We start from the raw sequence: 16,234 nt of genomic DNA on the forward strand, positions 1-16,234 counted from the left end.
AAAAATATTTTAAAGTAAATTTTTTATCATTTAAACAATAAAAAGTAATTGATAGATAGAATAAGAAAGATATATATTTTCTTATAAAAGGCAAATGAAAAGTTGTAAAGAAATCCAAAAAAATACTAAAAGCAACCAATAAAATTCCAATACTAAAAATAAAAATGTTAAATTTTTTTGACATATTACTCCTTTTTAGATTTAGTATAGCACATTAATATAATGGAATAAAGATGAAAATATTGTTTGCCTAAAATATATTTTAAAGATTAATTTTATTACAAAAAGGGAAGATTTTATGAAAAAATATTTGTTAGTTTTATATATTGTTTTTGCAGGAGCTGTGTCTTCAGAAGAAAAAAGATTTTTTAGTTACAGAAGCAGTTTCAGGAGGAGAAAAAGAAGTACATAAAATATTAAATAAACTTGAAGATGGGTTGGAGAAATTAGATAAAAGTAATAAATAAATTCAAAATAGTTTAAGGAATATAAGAAACAGATAACATGAAAAAGAGGCCTTTCGGAGAAAGAGATTCCTTTTATCTATATTTATATATTGTTCGGAAAACAATTAAATTATAAACCTTTAAGTAGGTAAAAAGTCAAGAAAAATTTTTGTTAAGATTTTTTGTATAAAATAAAAACGTAACAAAGAATTATATTGTATCTCTATAATTTTATCAAAAACTAAATAGTAAATTTATATGGTATAATATTTTATATATTAAAACTATTTTAATAAAGGGGAGATTTTATGGAATTGTATCACTATGAAGATGAAGCAATAAAAACAGAAATTGTATGAAATCTAAAGTTAATGATGAAGAAATAGAACTAAAGCAGATAGATTTTTCTAATATAAAAATGTTTCTTAAAAAAGGAATATTTATTATAACTGGATATTTGAGAGGAGAAGATGAAAAGAATCTTGCAGAGATTATGAAGTTAAATAAATGGAGCATGATTACTGGAACATCTAAAGAATCTTTGAGAGATATTGAAATTAAAATATCAAGAAATGGTTATGTTCTTAGGCACTTGATATTTGAGGGTTATTTATCTGCTTACCATGAAACTTATGATAATGCTAAAGGGTATAGATTCCATTTTATTCTAAGAGAACATAGAAAAATAAATAGAGATGGGGCATATGTAAGAATGGTTACTCTTAAAGGAGTAACAGGTGATATGATAATTATGCCACAAGAATTTAGTTTCAGAGAAACAATGAATAATTCTTTTTTAAGTGGAATGAATGGTCTTGGAGGAATTGGGTTACTAGGGAAAGTTGGGACTACTACCCTAACTACTGCAAGTGGAGTAGTAACTTTCTTTTTTATAGCACACAGTACAGGAATGATAAGTGAGTTCATGGCAGATGTTACCTTTGTTATGAAAAAAGAGCCTGAAAAAATGGGAAGCTTTAATATGACTAGAGATTGGGTTTATCAACCATTAGGAGAAATTTTTGTTGATTTTTTAGAAAGAAGAAGTTCAAAAATTAATATAAATAAAAATATAGGAATAGATACATATAATAATATAAACTTAGCTTTATCTATCTTGACACTATATGAATCTATAAATAAATCATACCAAGGCTTAAAAGGATTAGTTCCACAGAGTGGAGAGAATAAAATGTATTATAAAATCAAATTTAAAGATGTAGCAGTAAGTACTTGGAGTACAAAATCAGTTCCATATAGAGAATATGGTGTTACAACTTTAAAAGCATTATTAGGAGATTTCGCAAATATATTGCCAGACACATATACAACAAAAGAAGCTATCAAAACAGAAATTAAAAAAGGAGAATAGAAATGAAAAAAAAGATATTTTTATTAAAATATTTTCTTCCAGCAGTATTGTTATTTATTGCTTTTATAATTTGGGCATATATAACTTCAGGAATTTTTGTACCTTTAGGAATACAAGATTTTTTCTTATTTCTATTTTTTTTATTTGGAGTAATAGTATTTTGGGCATTTTTAGAACTTGCTTAGAAGGTAACTGGAGATTTGATGGAAGGCTCATGGAGCAAAAGAATAATTTTTATAATAGTAGCAATAGTTATGATTTACTTATATAAGTCTACAGGTAGAATTTGAAAAGATGAAAAAGGAGCCTCTGGAAAGGAAGCTCCTTTTTGCTATCCATATAAAAACATATTTGAGGAAAAGTTTTATATTATGTATATTTATAATTATTTTAATGTTCCTTTTTTTATTTAAATATGGGAAATTTATTTAGTCAAAAACTGTTATCCAGCAATTGTTTTGATATGCTTCAAAACACATTGCAATTTGTTCTACAGTATTTTTTTCTGTTGCAAGGTCAGGTAATTTATCTTTATCAAAATATTGAAATTCTGTGGTTTCAATATTTTTTTCAAATTCTCCACCTAGAATGGAGCAAAGAACAAAGATTTTACATACTCCATAAGGATACAATGGTAAATTATGTTTTGCTCTATCTTGAATTGCAATAATTTTATCAGCAGATACGTCTAATCCAGATTCTTCTTTAACTTCTTTAATTACATTTTCTTTGACTGAGACATTTACATCAACCCAACCACCAGGTAATGACCATTTTCCATTATTTTCTTTTACAAGAAGAATTTTTCCATTTTCAAAAATAGCAGCCCTAGTATCAAGTTTTGGAGTTTGATATCCTACTTCATTACAAAATAAATCTTTTACTTTTTCAACAGAAATATCAGATTTATATGCTAGTATTTCAGCAGAGATATCTCTTATTTGATTGTATCTTTCTTTATCATAAGGATCCTTACTATAGGTTAAGCCTGCTTGTGCAAGACTTTGTAATTCCATAGCCCATTTCAACCATTTTTCTTCTGAATTCATAACTCACCTCTATTAAATTAAAGATATATTTTTGTCAAATTATAACATTTAAAAATAAACTTTTCTATGGATTATTTCTAAATAATGAAAAAAATCTCAAGAAAAAATAAAATTAAAAAAGGCTTTATAAAATTGATTTTAAAGGACTTTGAAAGGGTAAGCCTATATTTAAAAAGAGAAGATTAATTTTTTCTCTTTTTTTAGTATCAATTATAAAAAAAATATTTTAAATAAAAAAGGCCTCAGACCATTTGATCCAGAGGCATTGCTAACATATATATAATTTTCATAGCTACTATATTTCAATAGTGGGGCTATGTCTGGTGCCTAGGTGGGAGCTATCAATAAACCCTCTATTTGATATTTATACTTATTTTTATTTCTTTATTATACACATTTATTTCATTTTTGTTAAGGATTAAAATTTTATCTATTAAAAGTTTAAAAAGTTTATTCAGCTCTTCTCTATCTTCATTTTCCATATTTTTTACAACTTCTTTTAATAAATTAAGGTTATTGCTTTTTTCAAAATTTAATTTATTATTAGATATTAATTTTTCCAATTCTTTTATTTCTTTTTCTTTTGATATGATAGAATTAGATATTTTATCCATTTCTTTTTTTAATTCTTCAATATTTATAATTTCATTTTTAAAAAGTAGTAAATTTTTTTCTTTTTCTTTTTTGTCTTTAGCTATTATTTTTTTCAGTAATTTTATTTCTTCTTGATACTTTTCATTTTGTGAATCATTATTATTTAATTCTTCTAGTTCAGTCATTAAAAATATTTTGTCTAGAATAGCTTGTTCAAGTTTTTTAGCAGATATGTTTTTTTTACATTTTTCACATCTATAATTATAACCACCACCACCAAAAGAACTATGATATTTTCCACCACAAGAACAATAAACTAATCCTGCAAATAAAAGTCTATAACTAGCAGGTCTATTTTTTTTATTTTTAACAATCAGATCTTGGACTTTATTAAAGGTTTCATTATCAATAATGGGAGGATGGAAACCTTCAAAATACTGATAATCTTCATTTATTTTAACTATTCCAGTGTTAATATTATTTTCTTTTTTACCATATCTAAAAATACCTGTATAAAAGGTATTTGTCAAAATCCATTTTAAACTCTCCATATGTTTCCCAAATTCTTTTGCAGTTTTTGCAAGGCTTTGAGTTTTTAAATAATATGAAAATATATTTTGAACAAATAAAGCATTATCTTCATCTATTAAAATAACATTATTATTTTCAGGGTCTTTTTTATAACCTAAAGGTAATTTTCCACCTTGCCATATACCAGCTTTTGCTCTTGCCCACTTATTGCTTTTTACTCTCACAGATATTTGTTTTCTTTCATATTCAGATAATGTAGCTTGTATAGTAAAAAATAACATACCTGTTGGAGTAGTTGTATTAAGTTCTGGTTGAGATATACTCACAAAATGAATATTGCTTTTTTGGAGTTCTAAAACAAAATTTAACATTGTTAATGTAACACGAGATATTCTTGAACTTTCAAATACAACCAACACATCAAAAGCTTTTGCCCTAACTTTTTCTCTCAACTCCAAAAATCCTTCTCTATCATCATTTCCACCAGATTCAACATCTTGTATTATTTCAATCAATTCATAATTCTGGAACTCACAATAATCTTGACACTTTTTTATTTGAAATTCAAGACTTCTCCCCTCTTCTTGCATTATTGTGGATACTCTACAATATGCTACTGCTTTCAATTTCTCCATTTGTTGCCTCTCTTTGTAACTGTTTATTTCTTATTTTATATAAAAGCTCAATTATTTCATTTTTATATATCATCTTCCCTACCTCCTTAACTATATATTTTCTAAAATAATATTACCATTTATATCTAGTTTGTATTCTTCTATATTTTCAGCGAAATAAAAAGGTCTTTCATTTTTTGTTCTCTTTTTAAACTGTTTCCACAGGTTTAAAAACTTTTCTTGAGCCCATTCTAAATCTTCTTTTGAACACTCAAGATATCCTTCAGCTATTTCGCCCGCTTCATCCCAAGCACAGTCTTTCATTCTTTCAAGAACATCATCAAAATCTAAAGTGGAATTATCATTATAATATCTTTTTTCTCCAATTCTTACTATCAAAACATCATTTTCAAAATTACTTTCTGATGCTGTATTAAAAGCCTCTTTCAAAGTATCTATAATAGTTTTTTCTCCATTATTAAAACGTTCATCTTCTTTAAAAGCCCAGCAATATTCTTTATCATATTTTTTATTTTTCATTTTAGTCCTCCCTCAACACTTCCAAATTTAAACCACTATCTAAAAACTTTTCAGTTAGTTCTTTATTGACCTCATTTCCTAATCTCGCATAAATTAATTCCAGTTCTTTTTCAGTAAATTCTCTCTTAAAATATTTATTAAATTTTTCTGTAATATATTTGTTCCAGTATTTGTTTGATTTTGTACATGATCTAGATACCCAGTGAATCATTTTTTTATCTAAATCTCTTTTAGTATTTATGTCTTTTAATCCAAAATATAAATTAATTTTAGGAACAAGGATTAATTCACAATTATGATTTATAAAGCTTTGTCTAAATAAAAACATTAATTCTCTTACATCTTCTTGTAATTTCATCATTCATCTCTCACCTACTTCAAATATTTTCTCTTTCTATCCTCTAGCTTTATTTTCCAAGCTTCTATATCTTTATTGGACATAATATCATTTTCAATTAAATGTGATACAAAGCTTATAGAGGCTTGTACCATATCAAGAGCTTCATTAGATAGATTTTTTCTATCTTCTTCATTTGTTGTATAACCTTCCGCTTCTTTATAATCATATATTTCAAAAGCTTCATCAAGTTCATTGTATTCCTCATAAACTTTATCAAAATGTTCACCTGTAGACACATCCATCTTTCCAAATTCCATGGTAAACATATTCATATCTAAATTAGCTTTATTCATTATTGCTTCCTCCACTTTAACTATATATTCTATCCCTGTTTCATTATCATAGTATAGGTCTAATCTGTCGAATTGCTCAAATAATTTGGTTAATGTAAGTTTTGTGATTGAATCTTCTAAGCCTCCATCATACCAAACATCAAGGTCATAACTGTTATAATCTTGCTTTGTTACTACAAGTTCAACTCCTGTATTATCATTTATTCGTATAATCTCACCTTGTTTTAATTGGCTTATTCTTTTTGCTAGTTCTGGTTTAGTCATTTGCTCCTCCTAAAATTAAAATGATATCAATTGGTTTTTCTGCGTCTATTCCATTGTATATTTCTACTTGCATTAGATCACCACTCTAATCTATTTTTAGCTATTTCTAAAGCTTCTAGAGATTTATCTATCCCTATAAAATTTCTGTTTAGCTTTTTACAAGCTACTCCAGTAGTTCCACTACCCATACAAAAGTCTAAAACTATATCTCCTTCTTTTGTATAAGTTTTTAATAGATATTCTAATAACTCCACAGGTTTTTGAGTACTATACACTGCAGGATGTGGTTCTTTAAATTCTAAAAGTTGTTTTGGATACTTCAGATTGCTTTCTCTGTCCGTTCTTTTAAAATTATTATAAGTAGTTCCTATATTTTTGTTTGTTCCTAATGCTTTGCCTACTTTATGTGGCTTAATTCCTTTTTTCATAATCGGGCTATAGTAGCATTGCTTTTTATAAAATACACATATTTCCTCTATATCTCGCAAAGGCTGTTTTTTAGCATTAAGATGTCCTCTTCCTCTTCCCTTTTTCCAATACCAGCTATATTTATAATTTTTGATATTACTAGAAATTAAAATGCTTGTGTAAGGCTGGTTTGACATCAATATTATAGGAGTGTTATTATCTACTATCTTTTCTATAGACAGCCATAATTTTTCTAAGTTAAAAGGAATATCCCATTTATTTCTAGTTATACCTTGTGGTATATCTGCTATAATACAATCTACTTTTATTTTAATTTTTTTTAGTTCTTCAATAGCATCTCCATGTATTAAAGTTATCATTTTAATCTCCTTTTTAACCATTCCCAAAGCGATAATCTAATTCCTGTATAATTATTATAGATATTTCCATATTTTTTAATTTTTTTCATATCCTCCTCCATATATAGGTTCTCTTATAAGTCCATAGTTTTTCTTTCCGTTTCCATTTAAACCATCAAGGATTTCTCTAGCTTCGTCTATTCCTGTAATAGAACCAATTATTTCTTTATCTTCAAATCTTAAAATTTTCCATTTAAAATTCATATTTTCCTCCTAATTTATAGATTTATTATCAGGTCCATTACAAATGTAATGTGCTATTTTTCGGTTTATTTCATCTGCAAGAATAGGATCTAGGTCAAAATTTGCAGAAGCGGCAGCACTCATTCCTGTATCTGTTGCTACAAGTGTTATTTCTACTTTATATATAAGTTCTTTCATTTGTCCTCTCCTACAAGCTTAAATTTTATTTTTCTTTCTGGTTTGTAATACTTTTCTATTCCCTTTAAGATTTTATTTATTACCTCTTTGTTTTTAGCTATAACAATTGTTTCTGTTCCTTTTAAAATAGAGTGCATATTATCCCTCCAATATCTTTATTAAGATTTTTGCTAGTTCCCTAGTAGCTTTAATATCTGCTAGTGCGTCATGTGCATTTTCCAGTTCAATGCCAAAGAAATTACACCATGTTATAAGCTTGTTATTTTCCAATATTGGTAGTTTATCTACTAATTGCAGGGCTTGTATTACAGCTAGAGTATCAAATGTTAATTTAAAATTTATCCAGCTTCCCAGATACTTATTACCAAGTCTTGTGTAAAATTCATAAAGCTTCTGGAAGTCAAATTTTATATTCTGTCCAACTAAGATATATTTGTCATTTCTGTCAAACTTGCTACAGTATTTTTCAAAGATACTTTCCATTTCCCAGAGTGCTTCTCTAGGTTCTTGGTAGCTATTTATAATATCCAATGTCATTCCTGTTACCTCTAAAGCTTTCTCACTTATATCGGCATTAACATGAGGCTTGCATTTAATATTAAATTCTTCTTTAACCTCTCCATCTATTTCTATAATTCCTGCAAACTGGATAACCGCCGAATTGGCAGTTATTCCAGTTGTTTCTGTATCAAGATATAGTATTTTCATTATTTTGCTTCTCCTCCTTCGGTTCCTTCTGGTTTGTTTTCTTTATCTTTCTGTTCTTTTATTGTTTTTAGCTCTTTATAAACTTTTTTACATATTGTAAAGGTAGAATCTGGAAGATTTTTAATATTATCTCGTTCCATAATTGTAATAAGTTCCTCATCCATTTCCAAAGCAGTTATCGCTTTTATACATTCTTCCTTCCTTTTTTCAATTCCTTCAGCAATAGTTTTCATATTTTCTATAATTTTATTTGCTTGTGTTATTGTAAGTTCTTTCATACTTTTAACATTGTAATCTTTAAAAATAACACATTCTAAATCACTTTTTCCTATTTTTAATTCTCCAGCAGTAGCGAAGATTTTAGTTAGTTGATTTTGTGTAGCTGGTTTATCTTTTTGTGGTTTATTTTCTTCAGGAACTTTTGGTTTATCTGGGTCTTGTGCATCTATAACATCACCATCTGTAATCTCGAAGGCTACCAAAAATAAATATCTTCTAAGATATGTTATAGTTCCACCAAGATTCTGTATATCTGTTGCTCCCTGCACTTTACTTGGAACATATGGAATATCAAATATTACTTTTTCTTCTGGTTTATCAAAATCAAAGATGTTTAGTATCGCTTTTTCTCCTGCAGTATCTAATTCAAACTTGGTGCAAATTCCAAGTTCTAAATTTATTCTATTTAAAGAAGGTAAGAAGTCTGCCAATTCATAATATTTAAAATTTGCAAATTTATTAAATCCACTTTTGGTAAGTTTGCTATCCTGTAGCTTTACCCTTGCTTCAGCTATTTTTTTATATATGCTCATAACTCCTCCTATGTATATAAAATCTTTAATTCATTGTGTATTCTTTTTAATAGCTCTTTTTCTCTTGTATAATCTCTTAAACAGCAATCAGGATCATCTTCTTGTTTCTCTTCTTCTGTCACTCGCTTATATTTAGCTTTTAACCATTTATAACTATCTTTTGCTATAAGAGATATTATTTTATTTTTAACTCCTTCTGGAAGAGTGGAATTTCTTACTTCTCCATTTCCTATATCTACACTTCCAGTTTTACCAGAGTTATATTTTATTAGGATAGAAATTATATTTGTTGTATAATTTGCTGTTGTTATATTTACAATTTCCATCTTTATCCCTCCTAATTAATATAATTATTTGTGTGATATGCTTTAAATTTATCAGTACCAAATATTTCATCAGTTAAACCTTCACTTTTAGAATGTTTATAAATAGCTTCATATCTCCAAATTCCTTCCTGCCATTTAACTTTTGTAGTATGTTTAGGTTGTCTTTTCTTATTCCAAGCTTTCATTTTTTCCCCCTTTTACACTTTCTTAACAGGTTGCAGTTGCCTGTTACAACTTCGCTTGTATTAAGTTCTTAATAAGTTCTCCAAACTGTTATTGGAAAACCTATAAAAACTTAATCATTTATTTTTAACTGTTCTTTTAGCTTTATAATATGCTTGCTATCTACTTTTTTATCTTTTTCATTTTTATTAGTTATTAGAATAAATTTTTGTTCTTCTGGAGAAAAGTTACAATCGTTTATAGGGTCGTAGAATTTATCACCTTTCTTTCCTATATACAAGCTCCCTACTTCTCCATCACCATAGTTTAGAAGCAGCCAGTCACACATTTTTTTTAGTTCAGAAATTTTTATACTCATGTTACCTCCCAGCTACCCATAAGACAAACATATATATTCCTATCCATGCTAAACCTAGTAAAACAAATCTTTCCATTATATCAACCCACCATTTCTTGCCTCTTCATCAGTTATTCTAAATAGTTCAGCAAGTGTTTTATATAAATTGTTGTCTATTTTCTTTTTCATAAATCATTCCCCCTTTTTATTCTGTAAAATATAAAATTATTTTTATTACTATTGGTATTGGGATTAGGTATAAAGCTATTTTAGAAATATTCATCTTCCCATCACCTCTAAAAATGTATATGCTACTATTAATTCTATAAGGAATAATGCTAACCAGTATTTAAAAGTTTCCATAAATTCCCTCCTAATATTGTTCAGCTTCTCCTCTAGTTATAAAGAAATGTATTCCAGAACTACATTCATTCCATCTATCTTCATCAAAATCTTTTATTTCAATCGTTTCCCCAACTATATATTCGAAATCTGCATCTTGTTTACTTACAGCTCTTTCAAAACTTTCTTTTTTATCTATAGACAATATTTCAAGCACCTTAACTTTACTAGCTCTGCATTTTCTTGTAGTCGCAGAACTTCTTAGAGCATCCTCAGTTATCAATATTTTTACTATTCTATCTTCTCTACATTTTTTAAAACCTATAAAGCTACCTTCTTCAGGACACTGTAAAGCATAAAAGCAAGTTCCTTCATTATAAGTTGGTACTACTTCTAGATTAGCCCCTCTTAGATCAGCCCATCTTAGATTAGCCCCTCTTAGATTAGCCCCTCTTAGATCAGCCTCACTTAGAACAGCCCCTCTTAGATTAGCCTCACTTAGATCAGCCCCTCTTAGATTAGCCTCACTTAGATCAGCCCATCTTAGATTAGCCCCTCTTAGATTAGCCTCACTTAGATCAGCCCATCTTAGATTAGCCCCTCTTAGATCAGTCCCTCTTAGATCAGCCTTTTCCCCTCCAACTTCACTATTCAACCATTTTTTATGTTTTTCTAAAATCTCTTTTAATTCTAATTCTGTCATTTAAACCACTCCTTTTATTTAGTAAACTCTTTTATAGCTTTAGCCATATTTTCCAAACTTTCCCAGAAAATAGGATTACTTTCTCCTTTTTCTGCTTCTTTTAGAAAAATCTCCTTTGTGTTTTCCCAAGTGTCACTATAGTTAGAACATCTATCTTGAAGCTTTAAGTCTTCTATCATTAAAATTAACATCATTGCCATTGTGCTTGTTTTCATTATTTAGCCTCCTTATACCTACAACTTGCTACTAATCCATAAGCAATATCATTTTTAAAGAATAAAGGAGTTTCTTTTTTACCATCTGCAAATATTTGTATATCTCTTCCTACATAAAGAAGTAATTTTTGCAATGTTTCAATCTTTATATAGCTCTCTCCCACCTTCAACATTTCTTCATTTCCCTTTATTTGTTTACCAGTTCCGTGACATAAGGAAAGTAAAGAAATATTTTGTTTACTTACTGTATCTTTATTAGAAGAAGCCATAAAACTGTCAAATGAACTAAAACTACCAAGACTAGGAGCCCCCTTTTTAAATAAGTACCATCAAGAATTGAAAATGCTAAGACATCAATAAGTGATAAAACTATATTTAATAAATGTAATATTTCTTTTACCATCATACTTGTTCCTTCTTTACAGCTTCTTTAATAGCTAAATAATCATCTAAAGGGTCTATCTTTCCCACCATTCTCCCATCTAATGTCCAGTACTCTTCAATTATTCTGCTGGGCATTAGAATGGAATCATCTTTAATTTCAAATCTAACTTTTGCTATTTCCACTATTTCAGTACTTAAAGCTTTTTTCATAATTCTATCCTCCTGTATTTATCTTGCTATATTTTTTAGGCAATTAAGCGAGACTTCTATTATTCCAATAAATATTTTTGCGATATTGCAAATAATTTGTTAAAAAAAATAGGTTTATTGAGTGTTTCTAATTTCTATAATAAAATTATAACATATAATTTGCGTATTTGCAATATATTTTTTTGTGTTTTCGCAAAAAAAATATTATAATTATAATATAAAATTAAAATTTAAGAAAGGATTGGAAATGACTGAAGATTTGAATAAAAAAATAGGAAATTTATTAAGAGAGAAAAGAAAAGAAAACGGGTACAGTCTTGAAGATGTGCAGCTTATGTTAAAAAAAGATTTAGACATAGAACTAGATGTTAGTAATATTTCTAGATATGAAGCTGGAACAGTAAAAAATATGAATCCTAAATATTTAAGAGGTCTATGTAAAGTAAATAACTTAGATTATGTTAAAATATTTAAAGAGTTGGGATATTTGGATAATGAAATGGATCCACGTATGGCAAAATTAACAAAAAGAGAGATAAAGCAGTACGAAGATTTTATGTCAGAGGCAACACTTTTTTTTAATGACGAAAAAATAACAGAAGAAGATAAACAAAAATTATTTGATTCTTTACAAGATGTTTTTTATAGAGCAAAGTATTTAAATAAAAGAAAAAAATAGGGGAGAGTGGGGAATGATAAATATTCCTAGAAGGGTTAGCAACCTAATAAAAAAATGGGAAACAAGAAATCCTTTTCTTCTTTGTAAATATTTAAAGATAGATATTATGTATAGAGATTTAGGAGAAATAAAAGGATATTATAAAAAGAGTGTAGGTAAAAAGATAATAGTTTTAAATGAAAAATTAGATGAATTTAGCTTAAAAGTTGTATTAGCTCATGAACTGGGTCATGCTCTACTGCACACTTCAAAAGAAATAAACTTTATGAAAGAACATCATTTACTTCCAAAAAGTTCTATCTGGGAATATGAGGCAAATAAATTTGCTGCTGAACTTTTAATTGATGAAGAAATGGAGTATGAATATTTGTATGAAGTTAAACTAAATATTAAAGTATTAGAAGAGTTAAAAAGTTTAAAACTTAATAGCAAATTTACTTTTTAAGGCATTTAATTGCAAAGAAAAGAAATAAAATAGTATTGTTAAGCTTGTCATTTATGATAAGCTTTTATTTTTTTTATTGCGTTTACGCAAATAAAATGCTATTATATATTAAGAGAGGAGGAAGAAAAATGAAAATAACTATAAATAACTATAATGACCTTAAAGCATTAGCTTGCTTAAAAGGTATAAAATTAGAAAAAGAACTTCCTCTAAAATTAGGATACAAAAGCAGATGGGGGCTAAAACTTGCATTAGAAAATCCTAATAAAAGAGAGGCTATAATAAAAAAAGCAAAGGAATTATTTAAATTATAATTTTTTTTGAATATTTTTTTGCAATATTGCAAAAAAAGTAGAGTTAAAAAAAGAGGTGAGGGAGTGGAAAAGGATAAACAGAGAAGGGAAAAGATGAAAGAGAAAATAAGAAACAACAATGGCAAAAATAAAAGGGCTAACTATTCTTTTTGGATTTTTGCACAAAAACACCCAACAATGACCCCGATTCTAGTATCAATAGCTACAACAATAATTATGAGGTTATTATTTAAAATATTTCTCTAGTAAATTACATATAATATAAGTTATAGCAGTAGCAATAGCAGGATATAAAAATGAGGTTTTGAAAGTTTTTGTCTTTTCTTCTTTAGATATTTTCTTATAATTAGAAAGCTCTTTCAAACCTTTATCAGTAAGAGAATAAGTTTCTAAATATTTAATTTTAGGTCTATGATATTCATCTTTCTCTTTAAGTTCTTCATAATTTTCAAGTACAAAGCGAACAGGTTCAAAGCTTAAAGTTTTTATTCTGTGTTCAGTAGAAAAAATATGTTCAGGAAATTTTTTTAAAATTTTAGTTTTATGAATTTTTCCATGCTTATTTATAAAATTTAAAATTTCATAGTCTATTGTGCTTAATTCAAATTCTGAACTATCTTTAAACATTTAATTTCTCCTTTTTAATAATATTTTGTGGCATTAATATTATAACTTTTTGTAGAGTAAAAAACAAGTTTATAGACTAGAAAAGGAGGTGAGAGAATGGGAGAAAAAGAAATTATGCAAAAAGTTAGTGAAGTAGCTGAAATATTAAAAGGTTGTAACCACTTTGAAAAAGAAAAAATCGTTAAAATGGTTACAACCTTAATTGAAGAGAAGGATGAAATTATTTAGAGTCTTTTGTTTTATCTAATTCTTCAAGTGTTTTGTAAGTTTTTTTAATTATATCAAGTAAAATATCTGGTTTTACTATAGCTTTACCTTCAGTTCCAGTAGCTTCGATATATTTTAAAGCAATATCTACAGCTAATTCTTTATTACTTTTAGTCATTTTTAATCCTCCTTTCTATATATGATGGCAAATATATTATAACTTTTTGGAGGATTAAAGACAAGATTTTATCTTTATTAGAGCACACAAAAAATGTGTGTTCTGACAAGGCTAAAAAAATAAAAAATTTTATCTATAACAAAGCCTTGTAGAGCTATAAAGAAGAAAAATAAAAAAATTTTGATGGAGGTGAAAACTCCCCTTTTTATCAGCCATCCTTTATAGCTCTATTTATTAACATATATTTTTGTTTTATATCTGCTCTCCACTCTGGAGCCAGTTAATCTTCATTGTGGTGGGTAGGTACAAAATAAAAATAGAGAGGATTAACTGGCACTTAACCCTCTCATATGAGGAGGAAAATATGGAAAGAGATTTTAAAGGCATATGGATACCAAGAGAAGTGTGGTTATCCAAAGAACTTACAATGCAAGAAAAATTATTTCTGGTAGAGATAGATAGTTTGAACAATGAAAAAGGCTGCTATGCTGGAAATGATTATTTTGCAGATTTTTTCGACCTGTCTAAAAGTAGATGCAGTGAGATTATAAAATCTTTAGAGAAAAAAGGCTTTATAGAAATAAATTACATATATAAAGAAGGTTCTAAGGAGATAAGAGCTAGAATTATAAGAGTAAAGAATCTTTCTGCTAAACCCCTTCGAGAACTCGAAGACCCTGTTCGAAAAACCGAAGACCCCCTTCGAGATATCGAATTACCCCCTTCGGAAAAGGCGAGAGAGAATAATACAGGTATTAATAATACAGGTAAATATAATAAAGAAAATATAAAAGAAAAATCGAAGTCTAAAAAATCTGATGTAACTATTGAGATAAAAAATAAGATACAGGAAACAAATATAACAGATAATCTTAAAAATAAATTAATCGAATTTGTAGATTACAGAAAAGAAATTAAGAAACCTATAAAAACCTACACTGTTATAAAAGCCCTACTAAACCAATTGGGAAAAGACTTTATAGATGAAATCCATCTAATAGACAGTATTAATAATACAATTTCCAATCAGTACCAAGGGGTATTTCCTAAAAAAATAACTAGCTATAAGGAAAATGTAAGCAATAAAACGGCAGCTGGAAAAAGTTACACCAAGCAATGGCTTGAAGCTTATGAAAGGGGAGAGGTGAAATAATGGAAAATGTAAATTTTATGCTTGGTATGGACATGATACAGGAAGTAAATAGAGTTACAAAAGGAGTTGCTGCTGTAGAACTTACACCAGAGCAACTAAATATATATAAAGTCTTACTAGATGATATTCCAGATGAAAAATTTGTTACTGGAATAAAGACAATGTTAAGAGAAAGACCTTATGCTAATATCCCATCTCCTGGAGATATAAGAAAATATTGTTTAGAAACAAGAGAAGAGGACTTAGATATAAGGGTAGCAATAGCTAGAAACAAAGTAAAAAAGGCTATAAACAGCGTAGGAACTTATATGACAGTGATATTTGATGACCCTATAATCCATCTTGTAATAAGAGATTTTGGGGGGTGGATAAAATTTGGTATGACAAGTATGGAAGAATTTGAAAATCTTTTAAAATGGGATTTTCCAAAGCTATATAAAGCTTATGCAACCAGAAAAAACGCAGATATCCCACTAATGTTGGAAGGAAAAGCAGATGATAAGACGATTAAATATATAGGAAATGAAGAAAAGGCTAAAAAGTGGATATTAAGCTACCAACAAAAAATTGAGAGATTAGAAAATAAACCTAAAAATGAAGATGGGGTAGCAGCTATAGAATATCTAGTAAATGGCTTAAAAAAAGAGTGTATAGCATGAGGAGGAGCATATGGATTTAAAAGCAAAATTAGAAACCGAAATAATAAAAAAATATGCAAATAAAAAATACTTTGCTTTTCTCCATCTTATAAAGATAGATAACCTTAAATTTTATGAACTTTATATCGTAGAAAGAGCAGGAGAAACAAGAATAAAGCATAAAAAAGAATTTTGCCAAACCTTGTCTATAGATTGCCCTATGGAAGAAATAGAAAAGATTGTAAAAGAGAAGATAGGAAACTTTGAGGTGATAGTAAAGTGAGATATTTTTTACTGGGATTAATAATATATCGTTTAGTAGATAAGGGAATGAAAGCTGGTGAAAATGTAATAATAACAGCATGTATTGCTTTTGTAACAGGATTCATAATGGCTGAAATAGATTTTGCATTATTTTCAATATTAAGTCTGTTGATATTATATTTGGGTTAAGAGAGGAAA

32 protein-coding genes are annotated in these 16,234 nt (G+C 27.8%); 12 read left to right on the forward strand and 20 right to left on the reverse strand.

Features of this window, described 5'->3' with window-relative positions; translation table 11 throughout:
• The first annotated feature begins 332 nt into the window (after positions 1-332).
• The 3 genes from E0E45_RS18020 (at position 333) to E0E45_RS17830 (ending at position 2,003) form a co-directional block, all read left to right on the forward strand.
• Positions 333-467, forward strand: coding sequence for a hypothetical protein (locus tag E0E45_RS18020; RefSeq protein ID WP_269472033.1), 135 nt, complete (start codon positions 333-335; stop codon positions 465-467).
• Positions 468-801: 334 nt separating this feature from the next.
• Positions 802-1,818: a hypothetical protein gene (locus tag E0E45_RS05295; RefSeq protein WP_232044062.1), complete on the forward strand. Its 1,017-nt coding sequence runs from the start codon at positions 802-804 to the stop codon at positions 1,816-1,818.
• Between the two features lie 2 nt (positions 1,819-1,820).
• Positions 1,821-2,003: a hypothetical protein gene (locus tag E0E45_RS17830; RefSeq protein ID WP_232044063.1), complete on the forward strand. Its 183-nt coding sequence runs from the start codon at positions 1,821-1,823 to the stop codon at positions 2,001-2,003.
• 243 nt (positions 2,004-2,246) lie between these two features.
• Here the strand turns inward: E0E45_RS17830 and E0E45_RS05305 are convergent, their stop codons facing one another.
• The 18 genes from E0E45_RS05305 to E0E45_RS05365 all read right to left on the reverse strand — a co-directional run bounded on the left by E0E45_RS05305 (position 2,247) and on the right by E0E45_RS05365 (position 11,531).
• Positions 2,247-2,867 (reverse strand): NUDIX hydrolase N-terminal domain-containing protein, encoded by a 621-nt coding sequence (locus tag E0E45_RS05305; protein WP_130890212.1) that lies wholly within the window; start codon positions 2,865-2,867, stop codon positions 2,247-2,249.
• Positions 2,868-3,220: 353 nt separating this feature from the next.
• The gene (locus tag E0E45_RS05310) at positions 3,221-4,627 is read right to left on the reverse strand and encodes a recombinase family protein (RefSeq protein WP_130890213.1); all 1,407 of its coding nucleotides are present in this window, start codon (positions 4,625-4,627) and stop codon (positions 3,221-3,223) included.
• A 90-nt stretch (positions 4,628-4,717) separates the two neighbouring features.
• Positions 4,718-5,146, reverse strand: a complete 429-nt coding sequence (locus E0E45_RS05315; RefSeq protein ID WP_130890214.1) for a hypothetical protein — start codon at positions 5,144-5,146, stop codon at positions 4,718-4,720.
• A gap of 1 nt (position 5,147) precedes the next feature.
• Positions 5,148-5,507 carry a hypothetical protein gene (locus tag E0E45_RS05320; RefSeq protein ID WP_130890215.1) on the reverse strand — a complete coding sequence of 120 codons (360 nt, stop codon included), beginning with the start codon at positions 5,505-5,507 and terminating at the stop codon, positions 5,148-5,150.
• A gap of 11 nt (positions 5,508-5,518) precedes the next feature.
• On the reverse strand, positions 5,519-6,103 hold the full coding sequence (locus E0E45_RS05325; RefSeq protein ID WP_130890216.1) for a hypothetical protein: 585 nt from the start codon (positions 6,101-6,103) through the stop codon (positions 5,519-5,521).
• Between the two features lie 77 nt (positions 6,104-6,180).
• Positions 6,181-6,891, reverse strand: coding sequence for a DNA-methyltransferase (locus tag E0E45_RS05330; RefSeq protein WP_172604148.1), 711 nt, complete (start codon positions 6,889-6,891; stop codon positions 6,181-6,183).
• A gap of 75 nt (positions 6,892-6,966) precedes the next feature.
• Complete coding sequence (locus tag E0E45_RS17595; protein ID WP_172604149.1) at positions 6,967-7,134, reverse strand: hypothetical protein; 168 nt, start codon at positions 7,132-7,134, stop codon at positions 6,967-6,969.
• Between the two features lie 9 nt (positions 7,135-7,143).
• Positions 7,144-7,311 (reverse strand): hypothetical protein, encoded by a 168-nt coding sequence (locus tag E0E45_RS17600; RefSeq protein ID WP_172604150.1) that lies wholly within the window; start codon positions 7,309-7,311, stop codon positions 7,144-7,146.
• A complete protein-coding gene (locus E0E45_RS17605; RefSeq protein WP_172604151.1) occupies positions 7,308-7,448 on the reverse strand; it encodes a hypothetical protein in 141 nt (46 codons plus the stop codon). Before E0E45_RS17605 ends, E0E45_RS17600 begins: the two co-directional genes overlap by 4 nt.
• 1 nt (position 7,449) lies before the next feature.
• Positions 7,450-8,019, reverse strand: coding sequence for a 3'-5' exonuclease (locus tag E0E45_RS05335; RefSeq protein ID WP_130890218.1), 570 nt, complete (start codon positions 8,017-8,019; stop codon positions 7,450-7,452).
• Entirely contained in the window at positions 8,019-8,831 is an 813-nt protein-coding gene (locus E0E45_RS05340) for an ERF family protein (RefSeq protein WP_130890219.1), read from the reverse strand. The genes E0E45_RS05335 and E0E45_RS05340 overlap by 1 nt, the downstream gene beginning before the upstream one ends.
• An 8-nt stretch (positions 8,832-8,839) precedes the next feature.
• The gene (locus E0E45_RS05345; protein ID WP_130890220.1) at positions 8,840-9,157 is read right to left on the reverse strand and encodes a hypothetical protein; all 318 of its coding nucleotides are present in this window, start codon (positions 9,155-9,157) and stop codon (positions 8,840-8,842) included.
• 11 nt (positions 9,158-9,168) lie between these two features.
• Positions 9,169-9,342 (reverse strand): hypothetical protein, encoded by a 174-nt coding sequence (locus E0E45_RS17610; RefSeq protein WP_172604152.1) that lies wholly within the window; start codon positions 9,340-9,342, stop codon positions 9,169-9,171.
• Positions 9,343-9,452: 110 nt separating this feature from the next.
• Positions 9,453-9,698 carry a hypothetical protein gene (locus E0E45_RS05350; protein ID WP_130890221.1) on the reverse strand — a complete coding sequence of 82 codons (246 nt, stop codon included), beginning with the start codon at positions 9,696-9,698 and terminating at the stop codon, positions 9,453-9,455.
• Between the two features lie 352 nt (positions 9,699-10,050).
• Entirely contained in the window at positions 10,051-10,722 is a 672-nt protein-coding gene (locus tag E0E45_RS05355; protein WP_130890222.1) for a pentapeptide repeat-containing protein, read from the reverse strand.
• A gap of 14 nt (positions 10,723-10,736) precedes the next feature.
• Positions 10,737-10,937 (reverse strand): hypothetical protein, encoded by a 201-nt coding sequence (locus E0E45_RS05360; RefSeq protein WP_130890223.1) that lies wholly within the window; start codon positions 10,935-10,937, stop codon positions 10,737-10,739.
• Positions 10,937-11,206 carry a hypothetical protein gene (locus E0E45_RS17615; RefSeq protein ID WP_172604153.1) on the reverse strand — a complete coding sequence of 90 codons (270 nt, stop codon included), beginning with the start codon at positions 11,204-11,206 and terminating at the stop codon, positions 10,937-10,939. Before E0E45_RS17615 ends, E0E45_RS05360 begins: the two co-directional genes overlap by 1 nt.
• Positions 11,207-11,339: 133 nt before the next feature.
• Positions 11,340-11,531: a hypothetical protein gene (locus E0E45_RS05365; protein ID WP_130890224.1), complete on the reverse strand. Its 192-nt coding sequence runs from the start codon at positions 11,529-11,531 to the stop codon at positions 11,340-11,342.
• Positions 11,532-11,778: 247 nt separating this feature from the next.
• On the opposite strand from E0E45_RS05365, the gene E0E45_RS05370 reads away from it, so the two are divergent.
• From E0E45_RS05370 to E0E45_RS05385, 4 genes are all read left to right on the forward strand, one after another.
• On the forward strand, positions 11,779-12,210 hold the full coding sequence (locus E0E45_RS05370) for a helix-turn-helix domain-containing protein (protein ID WP_130890225.1): 432 nt from the start codon (positions 11,779-11,781) through the stop codon (positions 12,208-12,210).
• 13 nt (positions 12,211-12,223) lie between these two features.
• Entirely contained in the window at positions 12,224-12,655 is a 432-nt protein-coding gene (locus tag E0E45_RS05375) for an ImmA/IrrE family metallo-endopeptidase (protein WP_130890226.1), read from the forward strand.
• A 128-nt stretch (positions 12,656-12,783) separates the two neighbouring features.
• Positions 12,784-12,969 carry a hypothetical protein gene (locus tag E0E45_RS05380; RefSeq protein ID WP_130890227.1) on the forward strand — a complete coding sequence of 62 codons (186 nt, stop codon included), beginning with the start codon at positions 12,784-12,786 and terminating at the stop codon, positions 12,967-12,969.
• Positions 12,970-13,032: 63 nt separating this feature from the next.
• Positions 13,033-13,215, forward strand: a complete 183-nt coding sequence (locus E0E45_RS05385) for a hypothetical protein (RefSeq protein ID WP_130890228.1) — start codon at positions 13,033-13,035, stop codon at positions 13,213-13,215.
• On the opposite strand, the gene E0E45_RS05390 is transcribed toward E0E45_RS05385, so the two are convergent.
• Positions 13,195-13,596 (reverse strand): hypothetical protein, encoded by a 402-nt coding sequence (locus E0E45_RS05390; protein ID WP_130890229.1) that lies wholly within the window; start codon positions 13,594-13,596, stop codon positions 13,195-13,197. The genes E0E45_RS05385 and E0E45_RS05390 overlap by 21 nt on opposite strands.
• Positions 13,597-13,692: 96 nt before the next feature.
• Between E0E45_RS05390 and E0E45_RS18025 the strand changes: the two genes are divergently transcribed.
• Positions 13,693-13,824, forward strand: coding sequence for a hypothetical protein (locus E0E45_RS18025; protein ID WP_269472034.1), 132 nt, complete (start codon positions 13,693-13,695; stop codon positions 13,822-13,824).
• On the opposite strand, the gene E0E45_RS17620 is transcribed toward E0E45_RS18025, so the two are convergent.
• Positions 13,817-13,981 carry a hypothetical protein gene (locus tag E0E45_RS17620; protein ID WP_172604154.1) on the reverse strand — a complete coding sequence of 55 codons (165 nt, stop codon included), beginning with the start codon at positions 13,979-13,981 and terminating at the stop codon, positions 13,817-13,819. The genes E0E45_RS18025 and E0E45_RS17620 overlap by 8 nt on opposite strands.
• A 364-nt stretch (positions 13,982-14,345) precedes the next feature.
• Here E0E45_RS17620 and E0E45_RS05395 point away from each other — a divergent pair, with 364 nt between their 5' ends.
• Genes E0E45_RS05395 through E0E45_RS17625 form a run of 4 tightly spaced genes read left to right on the forward strand, consistent with a single transcriptional unit; the run spans position 14,346 to position 16,225 of the window.
• The gene (locus E0E45_RS05395; protein ID WP_130890230.1) at positions 14,346-15,134 is read left to right on the forward strand and encodes a helix-turn-helix domain-containing protein; all 789 of its coding nucleotides are present in this window, start codon (positions 14,346-14,348) and stop codon (positions 15,132-15,134) included.
• Positions 15,134-15,793: a DUF6475 domain-containing protein gene (locus tag E0E45_RS05400; RefSeq protein WP_130890231.1), complete on the forward strand. Its 660-nt coding sequence runs from the start codon at positions 15,134-15,136 to the stop codon at positions 15,791-15,793. The genes E0E45_RS05395 and E0E45_RS05400 overlap by 1 nt, the downstream gene beginning before the upstream one ends.
• A 10-nt stretch (positions 15,794-15,803) precedes the next feature.
• Positions 15,804-16,055 carry a hypothetical protein gene (locus E0E45_RS05405; RefSeq protein ID WP_130890232.1) on the forward strand — a complete coding sequence of 84 codons (252 nt, stop codon included), beginning with the start codon at positions 15,804-15,806 and terminating at the stop codon, positions 16,053-16,055.
• Entirely contained in the window at positions 16,052-16,225 is a 174-nt protein-coding gene (locus E0E45_RS17625; RefSeq protein WP_172604155.1) for a hypothetical protein, read from the forward strand. The genes E0E45_RS05405 and E0E45_RS17625 overlap by 4 nt, the downstream gene beginning before the upstream one ends.
• Positions 16,226-16,234 lie beyond the last annotated feature (9 nt).

The organism is Fusobacterium ulcerans ATCC 49185 (assembly GCF_900683735.1).
Lineage (GTDB): Bacteria > Fusobacteriota > Fusobacteriia > Fusobacteriales > Fusobacteriaceae > Fusobacterium_A > Fusobacterium_A ulcerans_A.

Excerpts from the sequence above, each read along its gene's own strand:
- E0E45_RS05380 (WP_130890227.1), top strand. The coding sequence starts at position 12,784 with ATGAAAATAACTATAAATAACTATAATGACCTTAAAGCATTAGCTTGC.
- E0E45_RS05350 (WP_130890221.1), bottom strand. The coding sequence starts at position 9,698 with ATGAGTATAAAAATTTCTGAACTAAAAAAAATGTGTGACTGGCTGCTT.
- E0E45_RS05315 (WP_130890214.1), bottom strand. The coding sequence starts at position 5,146 with ATGAAAAATAAAAAATATGATAAAGAATATTGCTGGGCTTTTAAAGAA.
- E0E45_RS05310 (WP_130890213.1), bottom strand. The coding sequence starts at position 4,627 with ATGGAGAAATTGAAAGCAGTAGCATATTGTAGAGTATCCACAATAATG.
- E0E45_RS05365 (WP_130890224.1), bottom strand. The coding sequence starts at position 11,531 with ATGAAAAAAGCTTTAAGTACTGAAATAGTGGAAATAGCAAAAGTTAGA.
- E0E45_RS05370 (WP_130890225.1), top strand. The coding sequence starts at position 11,779 with ATGACTGAAGATTTGAATAAAAAAATAGGAAATTTATTAAGAGAGAAA.
- E0E45_RS17595 (WP_172604149.1), bottom strand. The coding sequence starts at position 7,134 with ATGAATTTTAAATGGAAAATTTTAAGATTTGAAGATAAAGAAATAATT.
- E0E45_RS17620 (WP_172604154.1), bottom strand. The coding sequence starts at position 13,981 with ATGACTAAAAGTAATAAAGAATTAGCTGTAGATATTGCTTTAAAATAT.
- E0E45_RS05345 (WP_130890220.1), bottom strand. The coding sequence starts at position 9,157 with ATGGAAATTGTAAATATAACAACAGCAAATTATACAACAAATATAATT.
- E0E45_RS05390 (WP_130890229.1), bottom strand. The coding sequence starts at position 13,596 with ATGTTTAAAGATAGTTCAGAATTTGAATTAAGCACAATAGACTATGAA.
- E0E45_RS17615 (WP_172604153.1), bottom strand. The coding sequence starts at position 11,206 with ATGGCTTCTTCTAATAAAGATACAGTAAGTAAACAAAATATTTCTTTA.
- E0E45_RS05355 (WP_130890222.1), bottom strand. The coding sequence starts at position 10,722 with ATGACAGAATTAGAATTAAAAGAGATTTTAGAAAAACATAAAAAATGG.
- E0E45_RS17600 (WP_172604150.1), bottom strand. The coding sequence starts at position 7,311 with ATGAAAGAACTTATATATAAAGTAGAAATAACACTTGTAGCAACAGAT.
- E0E45_RS05305 (WP_130890212.1), bottom strand. The coding sequence starts at position 2,867 with ATGAATTCAGAAGAAAAATGGTTGAAATGGGCTATGGAATTACAAAGT.
- E0E45_RS05295 (WP_232044062.1), top strand. The coding sequence starts at position 802 with ATGAAATCTAAAGTTAATGATGAAGAAATAGAACTAAAGCAGATAGAT.
- E0E45_RS17610 (WP_172604152.1), bottom strand. The coding sequence starts at position 9,342 with ATGAAAGCTTGGAATAAGAAAAGACAACCTAAACATACTACAAAAGTT.
- E0E45_RS17605 (WP_172604151.1), bottom strand. The coding sequence starts at position 7,448 with ATGCACTCTATTTTAAAAGGAACAGAAACAATTGTTATAGCTAAAAAC.
- E0E45_RS17830 (WP_232044063.1), top strand. The coding sequence starts at position 1,821 with ATGAAAAAAAAGATATTTTTATTAAAATATTTTCTTCCAGCAGTATTG.
- E0E45_RS05340 (WP_130890219.1), bottom strand. The coding sequence starts at position 8,831 with ATGAGCATATATAAAAAAATAGCTGAAGCAAGGGTAAAGCTACAGGAT.
- E0E45_RS05375 (WP_130890226.1), top strand. The coding sequence starts at position 12,224 with ATGATAAATATTCCTAGAAGGGTTAGCAACCTAATAAAAAAATGGGAA.
- E0E45_RS05400 (WP_130890231.1), top strand. The coding sequence starts at position 15,134 with ATGGAAAATGTAAATTTTATGCTTGGTATGGACATGATACAGGAAGTA.
- E0E45_RS05325 (WP_130890216.1), bottom strand. The coding sequence starts at position 6,103 with ATGACTAAACCAGAACTAGCAAAAAGAATAAGCCAATTAAAACAAGGT.
- E0E45_RS05335 (WP_130890218.1), bottom strand. The coding sequence starts at position 8,019 with ATGAAAATACTATATCTTGATACAGAAACAACTGGAATAACTGCCAAT.
- E0E45_RS05320 (WP_130890215.1), bottom strand. The coding sequence starts at position 5,507 with ATGATGAAATTACAAGAAGATGTAAGAGAATTAATGTTTTTATTTAGA.
- E0E45_RS05360 (WP_130890223.1), bottom strand. The coding sequence starts at position 10,937 with ATGAAAACAAGCACAATGGCAATGATGTTAATTTTAATGATAGAAGAC.
- E0E45_RS18025 (WP_269472034.1), top strand. The coding sequence starts at position 13,693 with ATGGGAGAAAAAGAAATTATGCAAAAAGTTAGTGAAGTAGCTGAAATA.
- E0E45_RS05405 (WP_130890232.1), top strand. The coding sequence starts at position 15,804 with ATGGATTTAAAAGCAAAATTAGAAACCGAAATAATAAAAAAATATGCA.
- E0E45_RS05395 (WP_130890230.1), top strand. The coding sequence starts at position 14,346 with ATGGAAAGAGATTTTAAAGGCATATGGATACCAAGAGAAGTGTGGTTA.
- E0E45_RS05330 (WP_172604148.1), bottom strand. The coding sequence starts at position 6,891 with ATGATAACTTTAATACATGGAGATGCTATTGAAGAACTAAAAAAAATT.